This is a genomic window from Mesorhizobium sp. P2_F5 (assembly GCF_056403715.1).
This window is the reverse complement of the sequence record NZ_JBFUEY010000014.1, coordinates 177837-195042: the sequence shown is the minus strand read 5'-3', so window position 1 is coordinate 195042 and position 17206 is coordinate 177837. Positions and strand designations below refer to the sequence as shown.

The following is a 17206-nucleotide window of genomic DNA, read 5'->3' as shown; positions in this document are numbered from 1 at the left end:
GCGATGGGCAGAGTCAAGAGCACGATCGATGGCGTTGTGATCGGAGTTTTCATGGGGTTCGGCGAAGAAGGCGTACCCCTGGTGGTCTTTGCCGGCAATCCCGAGGAAACGGCGCAGCCTGCACGCAGCCTCAGCGAATTGTCTTCCGATATGGTCGGCAAGGAGGTGGCGTTGCTTTTCCAGGAGGGCGATCCGCGCAAGCCGCTGATCGTCGGTCGCATCGTCGAGCCGGCGCGCAGGCCGGGCGTCGAGGTTATCCGCGACGGCAAGCGTGTACGCATCCGCGCCAATGACCGGCTCGAACTGCGTTGCGGCAAGGCATCCATCGTGATGGATAGTGATGGGCAGATCGTCATCCGCGGTACATACTTGGTCAGCCACTCCAGCGGGCCGAACTATATCCGTGGCGGCTCGATCAATCTGAACTGATGTCGCCCGTCGAAAGCTTCCATCGCCCGCGCATCGCCAGCCTTGTGGTCAGGCAGCACGCGGAACTGGTGGCCTTTCTTTGGGTGCAGCGCGAGAGCCTTCTTGCGCAAGAGCCACCCGCGGCGGTGGCGGCAAAGGATATCGACGACCGTATCGAAGCCAACATGGACGGACTGCGCGTCGCAGGCCAGGCCGCTTGGCCGAGCCTGCTCCAGCAACTGGAAGACTATCCTGATCGTGGGGAACTGTTTGCCTTTGCCTGGACCGCGATCGAGTTCAACGATCCAGTCAGGCTTTCAGAAGCGGTGGGGCATGCTCGCGAGCTGACACCGAGCCTGGACGGGTTCATCGGCGCGCTGCGGTGGCATGCGGCCGACCGAATCGGACCGCATGTGAGGGGCTGGATCACCGATGCCGACGCCTTTAAGCGCTTTCTCGGCGTTTCGGCATGTCTGGCGCATTCGGTCGATCCAAAGAACCTGCTGCCGCGGCTAGCCCGCGATCCCGATCCCCGCGTTCGTGCGGCGGCCTTACGGCTGGTGGGCGTTCTCAAACGAACCGATCTTGCCGGCGAGGCGAACGCTGCGCTCAACGATTCCGACGAAGATGCGCGATTCTGGTCGGCATGGTCGCTGGTTGAACTGGGTCATGCCCGGTTGGCGCAAAACGCATTGAGATCAGCGGTTGAAACGCCGGGGAAGGACAGGCTGATAGCGCTCCGCGCCGCGATCAAGGGCGGGCCTGAAACGGAAGTTCGGGCATGGCTCGGCGGATTAATGCAATCGCCCCAGACCGCCTCAATCGCGGTGCGCAGCATCGGCATGTTGGGCGATCGCGGCCAGCTTGCCTGGCTTGTTGAGAGGATGCGCGAGCCGCCGGTATCGATTGCAGCGGGCGCATCATTTGCGGAATTGTTTCCAGAAGCTCCCTGGGATGAGCTGTCTTCCGCCGACATGGAAGAGGTTGGCCCGGACTTCATCGACTACTTCAGCGACAGCATCGTACGGGTGCCGCTCGCCGATAAGGTTGCCGAATGGGCCAGAGCGGCCGGCGCCCTACGCGACTGAAACGACGTCACAGCCCTCATTTCCAGTCGGATCAGGCGCCGATGGAATGGCCGAAAAAATACCTCTGCCCCGGGACAAATCTTCTGACGTCGTCGCTATCGAGGAATGTCTCCAGTATTGCTGTCGCCTGAAGTGAATTGAGTTTGACCGGGCTGTCAAAGAAGGCGGCACAGTTCACACCGGTGGCGGCCTCAAAGATGAGGCGGTGCCGGTGGACGCGACCTATTTCCGGCGCTGCGCCGCCTACCCGTTCAAGCAGCTGCCTTGCGAGCTTGACCACGTCGAAAACCTGGCCACCGAGGATGGGGGTATTGGGACCCGGAAGCTGGCCCAGCATCAGCGACAACGCGTCCCCTACCTTGGGAAAGTACTTCTCCCGATTGATGATGTGAACGGTATCTTCATCCTCGGATTCGATGGACTCGTCGGCGCCCCTGCTTATGGGTCCGTTGGTGTCCTCGAGCAGATACGACAACTCTCTCTCGATTTGATAGCGGGTCTCTTCGTCCGATGCGTCATTGTGTAGGGCCAGCAGCATCCGGATCGCGTCAGGGTCTAGCGTCAGGCCCAAGGCCGTTGCCATGAAGTACTCCGATCCCGAGCCGTCCTTCTCGAACGGCTTGAAGACGTCCTTCACAAAGCCAAGGGTGCTGGCCAAGCCAGCCAAATTGGTAACCGCTCGCCAGACGAGATAGGCATCGCTGCCCTTCATGATTGCGGGAATGTGGCGCAATGCGGAAGAGTCACCCAACTCGCAGGCCAGAAAGAGGCCTGCTATCTGTTCCCAGATTTCATCGCTTCCAAGCAACCGGGATGGATCATAAGAACGCAAATCGACTCCAGGAACATGGAATCCTATCGAAAGAATCTTGAGAGTGGATTCTGGAACTGGAATGTATTTCGACATTGTAAAGCCTTATGGAATGCAATCGTTTACGTTCTCAAGAATAGTCTGTGCGTCCTCAATCTCCTGGCATTCACCCGTATCCATCACATCCTGTGGACATACGTTTGATGGCTCGTTGCATCCGCCGGCCATGTGAGGTGTTAAGTGATTCAAGGAATGGTAGGACTTCTTCCCGGCGACAGCATTCGGCCCTCTTCTAATGGCTGAGCCTTTCCCCGTTTCCCAGGCAAGAATGCAGCCATCCTTCACTCCGGTCGCTTCGAAGGCCACCTTGGCTTCCTGCGCCGGTGTATTGACCCCCCCAGAGGTTCTCGCGCCCTTCGGAATGTCGAAGTACATCGCACAACCCTGATTGTCATTATTGTGGACATTGGGACAAGCCGGTTTGCCGGCTTTCCGCAGTCGGCGATGCTTTGCTTTAAGTTGCAACATCCTCTTTAGCGAGGTTTCGTAAAGAGTCTTATTAGCAATCTGCGCGGCGTTCCCAGTCCTCATTTTCTTGATCTTGTTCGTCCAGAACGTCTTTTCCTTAACCACGGGATAGGCCTTGCCGGATGGATCCTTCTGCCATTCGTGCAGCGGGCCACCGCAGCACGGGCAATTCCCGGCCTTCGCGGCCGCCTTGGCATCCTTGGCATTCAGCGTCTCGAGCGCCGGCGCCGGTGGCGTCGCGCCAACATAGGACGCATGGTTGCTCGTCGTGATGTCAAAATGCCGGCAGACGTTCTTGCCTTCGAACATCACCGACATGCACCAGGCCTGAAAGTAGGTTTTGCCGGTGATCTGGTGGGTCACGACCGAAGATCCGAACGTGCGGGTTGCGGCCTCGTTTCCGAGCATCGGTTCCTTGTAGTAGGATTTCTGCGCCAGCGCGGCGGGCTTGCCGCCGATCAGCACGGTCTCGGAGCCTTCCTTCAGATTGTTGGAGAACGACGTGTCCGGATAGGGAATTGGGATGGGCCCGGCCGGTGGGGATGGCGGCGACAGGCAGACATCCGGAAACCGCGCGATCGACTTGTTCATGCCGTTCTCTCCGGCAATCTCCCATTTTTCCGCGAAGACGCTCTTGGTCATCTCTCTCGACCCCTATGCGGTGACGATCGCCGCTGCGCGGCTACCAAACGTCGAACTGCCATAGAGCACCGCGGAAGGCCCGGGTGCATAGCCGCGCCGGAAGGCTTGCTCGACCCACGCGAACTGGATGGAACCCGCGGCCGCTCCGCAGTCACCGATGCAGGCCGCCGCCAGCCAGACCAGTTGTTGCGGCCTGACTGTGCGCATCACCCGCATTTGCGCTAGCACCAATTCCTCGAAAGCATAGGACTCGCCGGCGACGTCGGACAGGCGGAACGCAACATCGTGAATCTCCACCCTGGCTTCCGCCAGGGCCGTCCGCAGCGCAGAGGCCAGGCCGTCCGCGCGGAACGGCTCTTCGTTGAGCACTGTCGCGGTCTCGCGCGCCAAGCCGAGGCCATGCACCGTCACATGTGATTCGAGCAGCGGACGAGCGCTGACGACGGAGATGCTCGCCGCCTCGCCAGGAATGAGGCCATCCGTGACGATGCTCGTTTTGAGACGGCCCGCCTTGTCGAGCCAGCCGAGAGTGCGCGAATCGATAAGCGTATCCACGGCTAGGATGATACAGGCGGGAACTTTGCGTTCGGCGAGCAGCTTGCGCGCGTGCCAGATGCCGACGAAGGTGGACACAGCCCCTTCCGTCACATGCACGGAATGCGGTCCGACAAGGGATGCGCCATTGGGCAGCGCCAGCCCGCCCACAATGCCGTTGAGGCGCGCGCCTGGAACCTGCGGTTCACGCGTGCACAAGATGATCGGCATCTCGCCCCAGGGCAGCCGGTCCGCCTGTTTTGGGTCGACCTGTTCGGCGGCCAGACGCGCCAGGGCAGCAACGCGATTGCGGCCGCGCATCGTCGCCGGCAGGGCATCCACTGACGCGCCACGTATTGGCTCGCCGTCGGCGTCACGATAGGGAAGTTCGGCGAACGCCGCTATGTTTGCCCGCATCGCGGCCGCCGCACTCCCCGCCGAATAGCCGACCGGCGACACGAGGCTAAGGCAGGAAATGACCGTCATTTTAGGCGCCTTATCTCCTTCAGAGCGGCAACTGCGACTCCCAGCCCCGCATAATGCGGTTTCTCGCCGTCGCGGGGGATGAGGTCGTTGCCGACTTGAACCTCCTCAAGTCTCACGAACTTGCGCGGCAGCTTCGTGCCTACCCGGCCCGCCAGCACGATTCTGCTCTCGTGCGGAACGATGATGAGCGTATCAGGCACCATCGTCTTTCGTTCCAAATGGTCGTCGAACACGAAGCGCACCGGCACTGACAGTCTCGGCAGTTTTACCCCGAACCGGCCGCTCTCGCTCATGCCGATGCAGCCGAAGACCATGCCCTCGCCCAATCTGTCGAGCCATTGGTCCTGGGGAGCAGCCTGGAAGTAGCGGTCATCGAAGTCCTGCGGCAGGAAGGGCAGCACGTTGTCCATCCAATGCTTGTCATAGGTGCCGGCATAGCGTGCGCGCTCCTTGGCAAAGCGCGGCACAGGACCAAAGCCGATCGGTTTTGGTCGGTCGTTCCAGATGCGCATTCGGGATTCCGGGCGCTCGACACACGGCAGCGGGGTTCCATCAATGTCACTCTGGCCGACAAGATAGCCACTGCCAATCGGGTTGATTGCGTCGCTGCGTTGTTTCGCTGGATCAGGATCGGATCGGTCGGTGCCGCCGAATGTAAGGTGCCATGCCAACGGCATTGAGGTGAAAGGGGTCGGCCGCGAAGCCTGGATGCCCAGCCCGCCTCTGAACCAGCGCCTTTGGCCGGTAACCACCGCGCGCTTGTCCAATCCGGGGCCGACCAGGCGCACTTCGACCGCTTCCGCTTGCCTGCCTTGCGGGGCGACCGCCATCGCATCGAGCAGGACCTCGCATTTGGGTTTGACGGGGGCAAAGTCGGTCTCGACGCGAATGGACGTGACTTCCGGATCGCCGTAGTGGGTATCGGCGTAGACGAAAGGTGACTGCCTCTTGCTGGGCGTGCAGTTGCCTTGCTCATCGACATCGTACGTCGCGCGAACGACCGCGACGCAGAACTTCACGCAATGCTTATCCTGATAGGGAAAAGTCTCCGCGAGAAACGGGGTGGTGTTCTGGCTGACGAACATCAGAGTTGCGCTCCCATCAGCTGGTCTCCCAACTGCCGGCAAGGATTGTCTCCAGCGTCGCTTGCGGCGAGTGCGGATCGACGTCGAAAATGTCGGAGTGCGCCGTCCACATCACCATGTCGGCGATCAGTTCCTCGCCCGGCTCAGCAGGCGGTACAGGCAGTCCGCCGAGCGCTGCGTCCAGTTCGTCGGGCGTCAGCTCGCCCCGCTGGGCGGCGCTGGCGGCCTCCTCGATTCCGGCAAACCATGCCTCGGCATGCGTCAGCGCGACAGGTGCTTCGGATAGCAGGGCGACGACGCTCAAGGGGAATTTCCGGCCGACCTTGTCGGCGCTTTGTAGGATGATGCCCGCCGACGCGCCGAAGGAATTCGCGCCGGCCAGAAAGCGAAGCGCGGTGCCAGTGGCCCAGATGTCCTGGCCAAACAGCGGCACCAGATGCTGCGCCAGCCAGCGGTCCCACAGCCGCACGAAATCGCCCGTCAGCCGCCGCGTCACGAAATCGCCGGTGGCAGGCATTTTGCCGTAAAAGCCGGGCAGGATCAGATCTGCGGCGGACATGAGAATTTCTTGAACATCTGGAGGTTGTAGGGATTTTCGACGCTCGCCGCCTTGAGCTTGAAGTCGGCGTACATGCCTTTCGTTCCCAGCCGCAGGCTGTAGACATCGGACAGCGAGGTGCCGGTGAAGCGGCCGCCGCGCAGCATCCTCAGCCACGCCCAGCTGCCGGTCTCGTTGAGCATGATTTCGGGCGAGCCGTCGATCGGCTGGAAGGCGAGCGAGATGACGCCGGTGCCGTCCTTGCCGGGCCAGGTCATCGGCTGCGGCCGCGTCGCATTGTTGAAGTAGACGAGGCTCTGGCCATCGAGGTTGAGGGTGACGCGGGTGATGTTGGGCGACAGGTCCGTCGGCTCGAGCGTGAAGGCCATCACCGGGCCCTGGCCGCCGGGAAAGAGATCGTCGCGAATGCGCCGCGCCTGTTCGAAGGCGGCAAGGGCGGACGGGTCGAGGCCGAAGTCGGCGCGCCATTTCCACGGCTGCGCCGAGGTGTCGACATAGCTGATCAGATGATCGTTGATGAAGCTGTCGATCATCCCTGCCGGTCCGAACAGGCGGGCGAAGTCGCGCACGTTGACGTCGACCGCGCTGTCGGGACTGAACGGATAGCGGTCGTTGAGCGCGGCTTGGCAGAAGGGCAGGATGTCGGCACGCCAGATGGCGTTGAGTTCCGAGGCCACGGCCTTCTGCGTCAGCCCGCTGGTGTCGCCGGCAATGCCGCTCAGCCAGGTGTTGACCGGGTCTGGCAGGATCTGCGCCTGACGGGCGACGGCGCCGGTCAGTTCGGCAAGCCCGCCCTGTTTCTTGATCGCGTCCTGCGGATCGGGATTGGCGGTGACCGTTTGCAGCACATTGGACAGCGCCGTCAACGCAACGACCGCGGCGTCGAGCGCCGGCGGCTGGCCGTCGACCTCGGCAATCGTGCTCTTGAGCGGCTTGAAATGTTCGGCCACAAGCGTGCCGGTCAGGTCGACCTCGCTCGCCGACCCTGCGCGCGGCAACAGCTTGGCGCCGGTCTTGACGATCTTGCCAAGCTTGCCGAGCTTGCCCAGCAGTTTCGAACCGCCCTTGGCCGCCGCCTTGTCATCGGTCGCGGGCGCCTCGTCCGAGCGGGTGAGGTCGACCTCTTGGACCACCGCCGTCAGCAGCCGCTTCAGCGCGGAATCGGCGCTGGAAAGGTCCTTCAGATTCTCGCTGGCAATGTTGAGGTCGCTGAGCGGTGCCAGCCGCATGTCACGCAGGAAGCTGTCCCACTGCGCGATATAGTCGTCGTAGTAGAGCTTCAGGATATCTTCCGACAGCGCCGACACCGACGTTTCGGAATTTTCCGAGCAGCCGCCGGCAAACACGGCGCGGTCGAGTGCTGCCTGGGCGGCGACATCCTCGACCCGGTCGAGGATCGCATCGTGGAAACCCTCATAGGTGAAGGCGCCTGATATGCCGACACGAAGCGTCTTGTCGGAGCGTCGCGAAAACACCTTGGCGCCGTTCGGTCCGGCGAAATTGGCGGGGATCCATTCCTTCAACTCGGCCACCGCCGGGTCGGCCAGCAACTGCTTGTAGGCGCGCGCAGGCAGCGAGATGGTACAGACCGTTTTCAGCGCTTCGGCTACCAGCGCCTGATCGGGCGCGATGTAGCTGTCGTCGACCGCCATGCGGCGGATCGCGGCCAACTGGTGCTCTTCGGCATCGGCGGTCGGGAAGGGCGCGGCCGGCGCGAATTCGGGCAGGTCGTTCACCCACCAATTCTGCACGAAATCCGAATCCATCTGCGACAGGCCGGTCATCATGCGGTAGGTCTTCAGCGCGCCCAGCATGAAATCCGGATCGCGGATCTGCCGCCACATCGTCGCTTCGAGCAGCGCCACCATGCGCGGCTCCAGCACGTTGCGCAAAGCATGGTCATAGGTATCGGTCTGCGCCCGCATCATCTCGGCGGAAGCCGATGGCCCAAGCAGATCTTGCGGCTTGTCGGGAGGCGCGGTCCTGGCACTGGCGACCTCGTCCATGGCGTTGAGGGCAACGTCCATCGCCGGCTGCTGCACCGAGGCGGGCGTCGCGGCGGCCGAGGTCAGCGGCGCCTGCAGCGCCTCGAACTGGCCGGCCTGCGCGGCGATGGCATTGCGGTTGTCGTAGTAGGACCAGGTGAACAGCGAGCCGGCGAGGATGGCTGCAGCCGCGCAGGCTGCCGCGGCGCCGCGCCAGATCCATGTACGGCGGCGCTGCGCCAGCGGATCGAACGTGCCGAGCCCGGCCTCCTTGAAGATCACCTCGGTCAAAAGGTTCTTCAGGAAGAAGCTGCGCTTCTCAAAACGCTGCGCCGGCATCGAGCGCCGCGCCGGCAGGCCGAAGGAGGACGCCAGCGCTGCAGTCAGCCGGTCGATCGGCGCGCCCTCCTGGGTCGCCGAGGTCAGATAGAGGCCGCGCAGCCAGGCCGCTTCCTCGTAGCGGCTTTCGCCGAACATCGCCTCGACCAGCACCTGGATCGGCTCGGACAGGCTTTGCAGCTGTGCGGGAAAGCGGAAGATTTCGGCCCGCTCCGCCAGCTTGTCCTCGTCCTCTAGCCGCGGCACCAGCCGCTTTTCCAGCTCTCGCGACAGCGTCGTCATTTCACCCGCGATCGTCTTGGCGTCGACGCGTGCGTCGAGCGGGAAGGTCGTCCCCCAGACCTGTTCGCGCGCCGCCGTCGACAGGCCGCCGAAGAAGGCCTCGAATCCCCTGATCAGATCGGCCTTGGTCAGCATGAGATAGACCGGCAGGCGGATTTCCAGCCGCTCTTCGAGCTCGGCCAAGCGCCTGCGGATCTTGCGGCCATGCGCCTTGACGGCTTCGTCGCCTTCCGACAGCGCATCGATCCCAAGCGCGACGATGACGCCGTTCAGCGCACGCCGGCCACGGTGCTTCTTCAACAGGTCGAGGAAGCCCAGCCATTCGGCGGCGTCGACGTCGGGCTGACTCTCCTGCTGGACATAGCGGCCGGCAGTGTCGATCATCACCGCGTTTTCACTGAAGAACCAGTCGCAGTTGCGCGTGCCGCCGATGCCCTGCAGATCGTCGGTGAGGTCGATTGGAAAGTTGAGGCCTGACTGGCGCAGGGCCGTCGTCTTGCCGGTCGCCGGCGGGCCGACGATCACATACCACGGCATCTCGCGCAGGAATTTGCGGCCACCGAGCTTGCGGCGCTTCAGCTCGACCATGACGTCCTGGAATTTGGCGCCGACCGCGGCGACATTTTCCTCGCCGGGGCTGAGCCGCTTCTCCTCGACGGGTGCGGAAATCTCCGCGACGAACATGCGATTAGCGCGGATGGCGCGGCGCTGGGCGACGATCAGCCAGATCAGCCAGAAGATCACCAGCAACGCGATGATGACGATGCGCACCGTCTCCGACGCCATCGGCACATAGTCGCCGACCCGCACGATCGGGCCGAACACCCAGATGATCAGCGACAGCAGCGCCAGCCCGATCAGCGTCCACAGGAAACGCGAGGTCAGGACCGCCCAGAGGAAGCGCAGGATGAACATGTCACAGCCTCTTTTCGACCAGCACTTCGACGCGGCGGTTCAAGGCCCGCCCTTCGCGTGTGCCGTCGTCGGCGACCGGATCGGTGGCGGCGCGGCCTTCGGAGCGCACGCGATCCCTAGGCACGCCGTTCTGGATCAGGATGTCGGCAATCTCGGCTGCGCGGGCTTCCGACAGCCGCTGATTGGTCGATAGTGGATTGGTCTTTTGCAACGGAACGCCGTCGGTGTGACCGACCACTGTGATGTTGCCGATCAGCTCCTGGTTCTCGAGGATCACCTTGGCGACCGAAGCGATGAGCGGGTCGAACCCGTCGGACAGCTGCGCGCGCGACGACTGGAAGAGTTCGGGATTGGAGGCCTGGATCACCAGCCGCGCCAGCGACACGCTCTCGGTGCCGCTGAGCGCTTTCTTGAGCTCGTCCGGTGCTGCCGCCTGGAACTCCGGCAGCAGCGCGAAATCCACCGCCACCGGCGGCGGCGCGTCGACCTTCGGCGAGGCGCGGCTGACGTCGGCGCGCGTCGGCGGCGGCAGTGCGCGCACCAGCGCCGAAAGCTCGACCGCCTGGCTGCTCAGCCCCATCGACAGGCCGACATGGATGGCCGTTGCGATCACCGCCGCGGCCGCCGCCATCACCCAGATCGGCACGATGAAACGCTGCGGTTCGTCGGACGCGATCACGCCCTTCCAGTTGGGCGACAGCGGTGCGCCTTCGGCGTCGCTGTCGCGCAGGAAACGCGCCGCCGCCACGCGCACGGCATTGAGCGATCGGTCACCCGAGCGGCCGGGCACACGGTATTTGCCGCGGAAGCCGAGCGCCATGCAGTGATATTGCAGCTCCAGCATTTCGCGATCGCGGTTGGGATGGCGCTCGAGGTCTTCGAGCCGGGCGAAGAACTGCGCGCCGGCGTCGACATCGCCGCGCAGCATCACCACCAGCGGCTGGCGCGGCCATGCGCTGGCGCCGCCCCAAGGTGTGTTCAGCGCCAGATCGTCGAGCAGAGCAGCCACCAGCCAGGCGGCCTGGTCAGCGCGCTCCAGTGACGATCCCTGCGCCATGGTGGCATCGCGGCAGCGCACGAGCTCTTCGAGCAGCCTTGTGCGCAGCGCCTCCGGATTCTCCGGCGGCTGCGCGTTTTCCAGTTCGGGCGCAAATTCGAGCAGCGGCGAGAACGCGTTGACAAGCACATTCGGATGCGCACGCCCTGAGCGCTTTGCAGTCACGCCCGACGCCGGAAGCGGCATGGCGCGCGGCGTCGGCGCTCCGCTCAGCCGGATGCGCGTTCGTTCGCGATCCTCGGACAGTCCGAATGGATCGTCCCTGCTCATCATCTCACCTGTTGACCGAGTAGCAGTCGACCTGCGGTTCGCTGGGCAGCACCCCCGAAACGCCGATCACAAAACCGGGCGCTTCGAGCAGCGAGGCCCAGTGCTCACTTTTCTGGTCGAGTTCGAGGCACAGCCGGTCGCCGTCATAGGGAATTTCGCGCGGCTGCGAATGCAGCGGCTTCAGCGGAATGCCGGGCAGGCGCGACTTCCACAGCCCCTCGAATTCGCTGGCCGAGCCGACGGTCGCCTGGTTGACGAAAATCTTGCGCAAGGCATCCTCCGACAGTTCGGAGCCGATCCGCACCACGATCCGGCTCGCCACCAGAAGCTTGGGGTTATCGATGCGGATCTTCCACACATTGGTGGCGTGCCGCATGACGGGCAGCGCGCGGGATTTCGGCTCGATGTAGCGCAGGCTTAGGATCAGCGAACGCAGCGCGTCGGACAGCGCCGAATAGGCCGGGCCCGGCGCCATGTGGTCATAGACGGGCAGTTCGCCCAGCCGCCGCGCGCTCGAGCCGTAGGTTGCCATCGAGCCGGCAAGACCGGCAAGCTCCATATAGACCTCGGCCGGATGGAAGACGTCCTGCGCCAGCATGTGCGCCAGCCGCGGCCGCGCGGCGTTGACCAGATTGAGGATCAGAAGGTCCTCGACGCTGCGCCCCGGACCGCCCAGCACCATCTTGCCGTGCGCCTCGGCGATCTGGTCGAGGCCGGTGACCACTTCCTGCAGCAGACGGCTGTACCAGGAGGCCGCGCCGATGACCAAGGTCGGCGGCAGGAAGGTGTCGTCCAACGCCACGCCGCCATCGGCACGAACGCCCTTGAGCTCGCCCACCGGCAGGGCGGTGTAGCCGCCGACCGCCGTGCCCGGCGCCAGCAACAGTGCCTGCGGCCGCGCGATCTCGATTTCTTCGGGGTCGGAGCCGCCATGCACGGCATCGCGCACCGAGACGATCCGCCCGCGATAGCGCGCCCCGGACGGCTCGGCGTGTGCCGGGTCGAAGCCGACGCCGCCGGGCGGTTCGAGCGGCAGTGCGATCAGCACTGGCCCTGCGCCCATCTCCGGCGTCACCGCCAGCGGCCGCGGCGCATCCATCGTCTCGGGGATCGCGAACGGCGTCCCGTCGGGAAAGATGCCGCGCGCCGAAAGCACCGAGATCTGGCCGGCATCGAGCAGTGCCTGATCGAGCGTCAGCGTTCGAAAGCCGAACGTATGCAGATGCCCGGCCTGCAAGGCGCCGCGCACCGTCGCTTCGAAGAAGCGGTCCTGTTGCTGGAAATGCTGGGTGCGGAGAAACAACCCCTCCGACCACAGCACCCTGTTTGCATCGCTCATGCCGGCACTCTCTTTATCCTGCTCATCACCCTGGCGCGGCTTTGCGGAATTGCCGCCGCTAGGCGGAAATGCCGCCGCTGCCGAGCTTCACATTGACGGTGAACTTCGATCCCGGCGACACCGACTTGGTGGTGCGCCAGTTGCGTCCGGTGGGTTCCCTGATCAGCGCGACGAAGCCGAGTGCTGCCACTTCCGGTTCGACCGTGATCGTCTTCGACGCGGTCTTGCCCGGCCCGACGGAAATCGTGTCGGAGCCGATCAGATCGCCGCCAAGTGCCGCGCCGGCACCGCCCTGCAGGGCGAAATAATCGGCCGAGTTGAAAGCGCCGGTGCTCTTCAGCCGCATGACCAGCACGGTCACTGGCCTGTCGCCGCCGCCCGGTCCCGGGTTCATGCCGGCGCCACCGGCCAGATTGACCGTTATGACGGACGGTTTCGGCGGGCCGCTCTGGCAAGCTGTCAGCAGTCCCGTAGCCCCGATGGCCAGAATGAATTCGCGTCTGTCGATCATGTCTCAGTCCTCCTCATATGCGTCCCTAAAATCAGCGCCGATCTCGCCCAGAAAACGCGTCTCGGCGCTGTGAGCGATTTCACGGTGGCGTTTCTGGTACAGTTCCCAGAGCTTGGCGCCGCGCCCGCCGGTCAGCAGATTGCCGATCGCCGAACTCGACTTCAGTTCCTGTTCGATCGCCGCCGGATCGAAGCGATCGATCATTCGCTTGAGCGCGCCCTGCACGCCGCGCCAGGCGCGAACGTGATGCTGCGCCAGATCGCGCACCGCGTCCTTGATCGCCGCTTCGGCGCCGAGGAAACCGGGGCTGCGCTCGGCCAGAATGGTGACCAGCGCATCGTCGACCGAAGGCAGGAATTTGAGCGGGTTGACCTCGGATGCGCCAACCACGGTTTGAGCGACGCGGGCGTTGCCCTTCTCTTCGGCGCGCTTGCGCAAAAGCTGCATCAGCCCTTCCATCATCAGCCGGTATTCGCGGCCGAATTTTTCCATGTCGGCCACCGGATCGCTGCCGGGAAAATCGGCCTCGTCCATGCCCATGCCGCGCAGGAAGGCGGCGCGCAATTCCGCGTCCGACGGTCCGGCCGACGGCCGCGCCGCGGCCTGCCGGACAGGTGCGCGCGGTGGCGGCGGAGACGGGGGAGGGGGTGGCTGCGGTGGCGATGGCTCGGCCGCGCGGGCCGGCAGATCCCAGGGCGCCGGAGAGGAGGCAGGCGAGGGTGCATCGATTGCGCCGCCACCGGTCACGCCTGCGTCGAGGCTAGTGGACTCGGCAGGGCCAAAACCGAACCCGTCATCGAAGGCCGGCGGCTGCTCGGAACTGGATCTGCTCGGCTCTCTCGACAGCGGCGCGGCGTCGAGGCCGAAGGGATTGTTGAACGATGGCTTGGCGCCGTTTCTGTCAGTGGGCTCGGGCGCCGGCGTCGCCACAGGGTCGAGGCTGAACGGATCGTCGAACGCCTGCGAGCTGCGTTCGTTGGACTGCGCACGCGCGAATGCGCCGGGCACCGGCTTCTCGAACGGATCGGGCAGGTCGGCGGGCCGCGGCCGTCCCGGCTCCTCTTCCGTCGTGGACGAAAAGAAATCGTCGCCGCCGAGGCTGACCGGTGCTCGTGATACCGCCGGTCTGGTATCCGGCATCGAAGGCCTGGAGGCCGGCGCCTCGGTTTTGGCTGTTTGCAGATCGACGCACACCACATAGTCGCCAAGCCGCAGCCGCATGCCGCTTTGCAGGCGCGCCGAATTTCCCGCGCCAAGCGGGCTGGCGGCATCGTCGATGAACAACCCGCTGCTGGAGGTATCGGTAACGAAATAGCCGCCCTGTTTGCTGGTGATCTTGCAGTGGGCGCGCGAGACAAACATGTCGGGATCGTTGATCTGCCAGTCGGCGTCGGCGCTGCGGCCGATCACCAACTCGCCCTCGTCCAGCCGCGCCTGCCGCGTGACTTGCGCGCGTGGTCCCTGTTCGAGTGTCAGCAGCAGGCTCATGCCGCCACCTCTTCCCGCCAGCCGACGATGGTACGCAGCCGCATGTCGTCGGCGTCGCCCTTTTCGACCGGCCGCGCCAGCCAGGTGGTGCGGGCAAGCTGGACGGTTCCGAGCTTCGCCGGCGGCACTGCTTTGGCGGCAAGCACGATCCTCAGATCGACATCGATGGTTTCGCCGATCAGGTCGCGCACCGCCTGCTTCAACAGCTTCAGCCGCTCGCCGCCCGGCAGGAATGCCTTGTAGTCGATATAGCTGAGCGCGCCGATGCGCAGTTCGATCCGGCTTTGCCGGCTGAAGCTGCGCGGGCCGATCGTGGCGCTGCGCCCGAGCGTGGCATAGCTGCCGGCAAGCCGCGTCTGCAGCGCCTTGGGGATGGTCATCCAGGCGGCGACGAACTCCTTCAGCACCACCGGCACCTTGAAGGCTTCGGCCACGAAGAGCGTCAGCCGCTCCGGGCCATCAACCTGGCTGGCGAGCGACGCGGCCTGGCGAAGTTTAACCGCATCGAGTTCGGCATCCTGCGTGCCCGGTAGCCCTATGCCGGCCATCGCTTCCAGCATCGAGCGGACGCGGCCGCCGACCCCGCGTTCGACCTGTACAGCCGGATGCGCATCCGCCCAGGCGCGGTAGTAGAGCGCGATCATCCTGTGCTGCAGGATGTTGACGAAGTCGACAAAGGTGGTGTCGCTCGTCTGCCGCGCCTCCGCACCAGCATACCAGCGCTGCGACAGGCGATCGAGCACCCAGCGCGTCAGATGCAGCGGCATCGGCCCTTCAGGCCCGAGCAGGCCGAGATTGTTGACCGTGACTCGCGCAGGCGACGTGTCCGTCGGCTCGCGGAAATCCACCACGTCCTGCACCGCGAAGGACAGGCGCACATTCTGGCCGAGCCTTGCCGGCTCGCGGTCCGGCCGGCCGGAATGGCCGAACAGGCCGCCTTGCCGTTCGAGCCGGCGCAGCAGTTCGAAAAAGTCGAAACTCTCGGACAGGGTTGCGGCTCGCTCTAGATCAGGTAGCGATTGCCGGGCGTCATCGGCCATGGCACATCCTCCTGTTTCTGGAGCAACCGCGTGCGCGTGCGCACGAACCCGTTAATCCCGGCGTGGCGGGCAAACAGCCGCGACAGCAGGCCCGACATAAGCAAAGTGCTCTGTCCCGCCAGCACCGACTGGTCGACATGCAACGTCACCTCGGTGCCGCGGCCGAAACACATCGGACCCTCGATCGCCAGCCTTTCGATCACCGCGCGCGAGTCGATGCGCACGATCGAGCGCACATTGCGGGCAAGCCCGGGATCGCCGCGCTCGGCATAGAGATCGAGCAGCGCATGCAGTGGATCGACGCCGCGGCCTTCCTTGGCCAGGCTGAGGAAGTTCAGCGCCAGCTGCGACACCAGCCGCCAGGCCAGGTCGTCGGCGCGCGACTCGCCGTCGGCGCCGGCCGGCAACGCCGCGGGGATGGCCGGCTGCGGCGAACGCAGCGCGCCCAGCAGCCTGACCGATTCCACGGGGTCACCGGCTTCCAGCGTCAGCGTCGGCGTGTCATCGAGAATGGCCAGGTCGCGATTGGTGCAAAGCGCCATGATGTCGACGCGCTTGAGCGGCCGGTTGGCTTGACTGTGGACCGGGCGCGAGATCGCCAGGAAGACATCGTCGCCGGCATAAGAGGTACGCGTCACGCCCTGGCGTCGCTCGTCCTCGGTTGGCCGGCGCGGCCGCCGTTCGGTCGAGTACACCCAACCGCTGCCGCGGTTTTGCCCGAGGCTGAAGAGCTCCGGTATCTCGGCATCTGGCCCTTCCGCATCGGCGTCCTCGACGCGGATGACGCGGTAGATCTCAAAGTCGCGCGCCCGCGTGCGGTCTGCATGCAGCACCTGACGTGTCTTGCGCTGGTCGAGCTCGATGACGTTGCACTCGCGCTCGAAGAGATTGATGATCGGCGTTGCGAAAAGATCGAAATCCGCCGGCGTCAGGTCGGCAAGCTCGGGCACCGGGCGCCTAAACAAAAAGATGATTTCGAGCCCGGCCTGGCATTTGCGCACCACCGGAAGCAGGCCAGTGACGCGCGCATAATGGAAGCGCTCGGGCATCATGAAATATTCGCGCAGCAGCCGGTAGCCTTCGAAGGTCGGCCGCGTGCGCGGCATCAGCGCCTCGGCATCTGCGATGCCCACCATCTCCGGCGCCGGTAGCGGCGACAATGGATTGGACTTGCCTTCTGGTCGCGCGCCGACACCAGAGCAGACGCCGAAGATGGCGTCGAAGATCAGCGGCGCCTTGGTGCGGTTGGCGAAATAGAAGTCGAGCCGGTCGAGCGCCAGTTCGTCGAGCTTGCCCTTTCCGGTCCGGGCAAGCGTAATGCGCAATGCGGCTTCGCCGCCCTTGCCGTCAATCGGGCCGATGCCGGCGGCGGCCAATGCGCTGCGGTCCTGGAAATAGCCGACTGAACTGATCGCGATCGGAAATAGCGTCATGTCCTGCGCGGTGGTGAAGGTGCAGCGTGTCGACAGGCCGGCCTGCAGGCTGGAGACCAGCCGCGTGCCGCGCTTGACGACATGTCCGGCAAGCATCGTCTGCACCTGCTGGCCGGGCTTCAGCACCACCATGGCGGTCGCCGGCGCCGGCGTGACGAGATCGGGATAAAGCACGTCGAGGATGCTGCGCGAAAACCGCGAGCGTTCGGCATCCACCTTCAGCCGCGTGCGCGCGGCGAGGAAGGCGACGCCGTCGAGCAGGCGCTCGACATAAGGGTCCGGACACGGCACCGTATCCAGCGATAAATTGCGCGCGACCGCCGGATGCATGTCGGCGAACTCCGCCGCCAGCCCGCGTATGTGGGACAGTTCCTCCTCGTAATATTCTACGAAGACCCGGTCCATC

At 64.6% G+C, this 17206-nt stretch carries 13 protein-coding genes and 1 pseudogene; 2 read left to right on the top strand and 12 right to left on the bottom strand.

Annotated features, from left to right (window positions below; genetic code table 11):
- The first annotated feature begins 3 nt into the window (after window positions 1-3).
- On the top strand, window positions 4-429 hold the full coding sequence (locus tag AC1DYO_RS20115) for a DUF6484 domain-containing protein (RefSeq protein WP_128341912.1): 426 nt from the start codon (window positions 4-6) through the stop codon (window positions 427-429).
- A complete protein-coding gene (locus tag AC1DYO_RS20110) occupies window positions 429-1496 on the top strand; it encodes a HEAT repeat domain-containing protein (RefSeq protein WP_477266217.1) in 1068 nt (355 codons plus the stop codon). The genes AC1DYO_RS20115 and AC1DYO_RS20110 overlap by 1 nt, the downstream gene beginning before the upstream one ends.
- 31 nt (window positions 1497-1527) lie before the next feature.
- On the opposite strand, the gene AC1DYO_RS20105 is transcribed toward AC1DYO_RS20110, so the two are convergent.
- From AC1DYO_RS20105 to tssF, 12 genes and pseudogenes are all read right to left on the bottom strand, one after another.
- Entirely contained in the window at window positions 1528-2403 is an 876-nt protein-coding gene (locus AC1DYO_RS20105; RefSeq protein WP_477266215.1) for a hypothetical protein, read from the bottom strand.
- Between the two features lie 687 nt (window positions 2404-3090).
- Window positions 3091-3426: pseudogene (locus AC1DYO_RS20100) on the bottom strand (PAAR-like domain-containing protein); the annotation flags it as partial.
- 63 nt (window positions 3427-3489) lie between these two features.
- On the bottom strand, window positions 3490-4497 hold the full coding sequence (locus tag AC1DYO_RS20095; RefSeq protein ID WP_477266213.1) for a hypothetical protein: 1008 nt from the start codon (window positions 4495-4497) through the stop codon (window positions 3490-3492).
- Entirely contained in the window at window positions 4494-5582 is a 1089-nt protein-coding gene (locus tag AC1DYO_RS20090; protein ID WP_477266212.1) for a DUF2169 family type VI secretion system accessory protein, read from the bottom strand. Before AC1DYO_RS20090 ends, AC1DYO_RS20095 begins: the two co-directional genes overlap by 4 nt.
- Window positions 5583-5598: 16 nt before the next feature.
- Window positions 5599-6141 (bottom strand): type VI secretion system-associated protein TagF, encoded by a 543-nt coding sequence (tagF, locus tag AC1DYO_RS20085; RefSeq protein WP_477266210.1) that lies wholly within the window; start codon window positions 6139-6141, stop codon window positions 5599-5601.
- Entirely contained in the window at window positions 6123-9662 is a 3540-nt protein-coding gene (tssM, locus tag AC1DYO_RS20080; RefSeq protein WP_477266208.1) for a type VI secretion system membrane subunit TssM, read from the bottom strand. The genes tagF and tssM overlap by 19 nt, the downstream gene beginning before the upstream one ends.
- A gap of 1 nt (window position 9663) precedes the next feature.
- Entirely contained in the window at window positions 9664-10989 is a 1326-nt protein-coding gene (icmH, locus tag AC1DYO_RS20075) for a type IVB secretion system protein IcmH/DotU (protein ID WP_477266206.1), read from the bottom strand.
- A gap of 4 nt (window positions 10990-10993) precedes the next feature.
- Complete coding sequence (tssK, locus tag AC1DYO_RS20070) at window positions 10994-12328, bottom strand: type VI secretion system baseplate subunit TssK (RefSeq protein ID WP_477266204.1); 1335 nt, start codon at window positions 12326-12328, stop codon at window positions 10994-10996.
- Window positions 12329-12386: 58 nt separating this feature from the next.
- Window positions 12387-12839 carry a type VI secretion system lipoprotein TssJ gene (gene tssJ / locus AC1DYO_RS20065; RefSeq protein WP_477266202.1) on the bottom strand — a complete coding sequence of 151 codons (453 nt, stop codon included), beginning with the start codon at window positions 12837-12839 and terminating at the stop codon, window positions 12387-12389.
- 3 nt (window positions 12840-12842) lie between these two features.
- A complete protein-coding gene (tagH, locus tag AC1DYO_RS20060) occupies window positions 12843-14327 on the bottom strand; it encodes a type VI secretion system-associated FHA domain protein TagH (RefSeq protein WP_477266200.1) in 1485 nt (494 codons plus the stop codon).
- Window positions 14324-15367 carry a type VI secretion system baseplate subunit TssG gene (tssG, locus tag AC1DYO_RS20055; protein ID WP_181058491.1) on the bottom strand — a complete coding sequence of 348 codons (1044 nt, stop codon included), beginning with the start codon at window positions 15365-15367 and terminating at the stop codon, window positions 14324-14326. Before tssG ends, tagH begins: the two co-directional genes overlap by 4 nt.
- Window positions 15331-17205, bottom strand: a complete 1875-nt coding sequence (tssF, locus tag AC1DYO_RS20050; protein ID WP_477266197.1) for a type VI secretion system baseplate subunit TssF — start codon at window positions 17203-17205, stop codon at window positions 15331-15333. The genes tssG and tssF overlap by 37 nt, the downstream gene beginning before the upstream one ends.
- Between the last annotated feature and the right edge of the window lies 1 nt (window position 17206).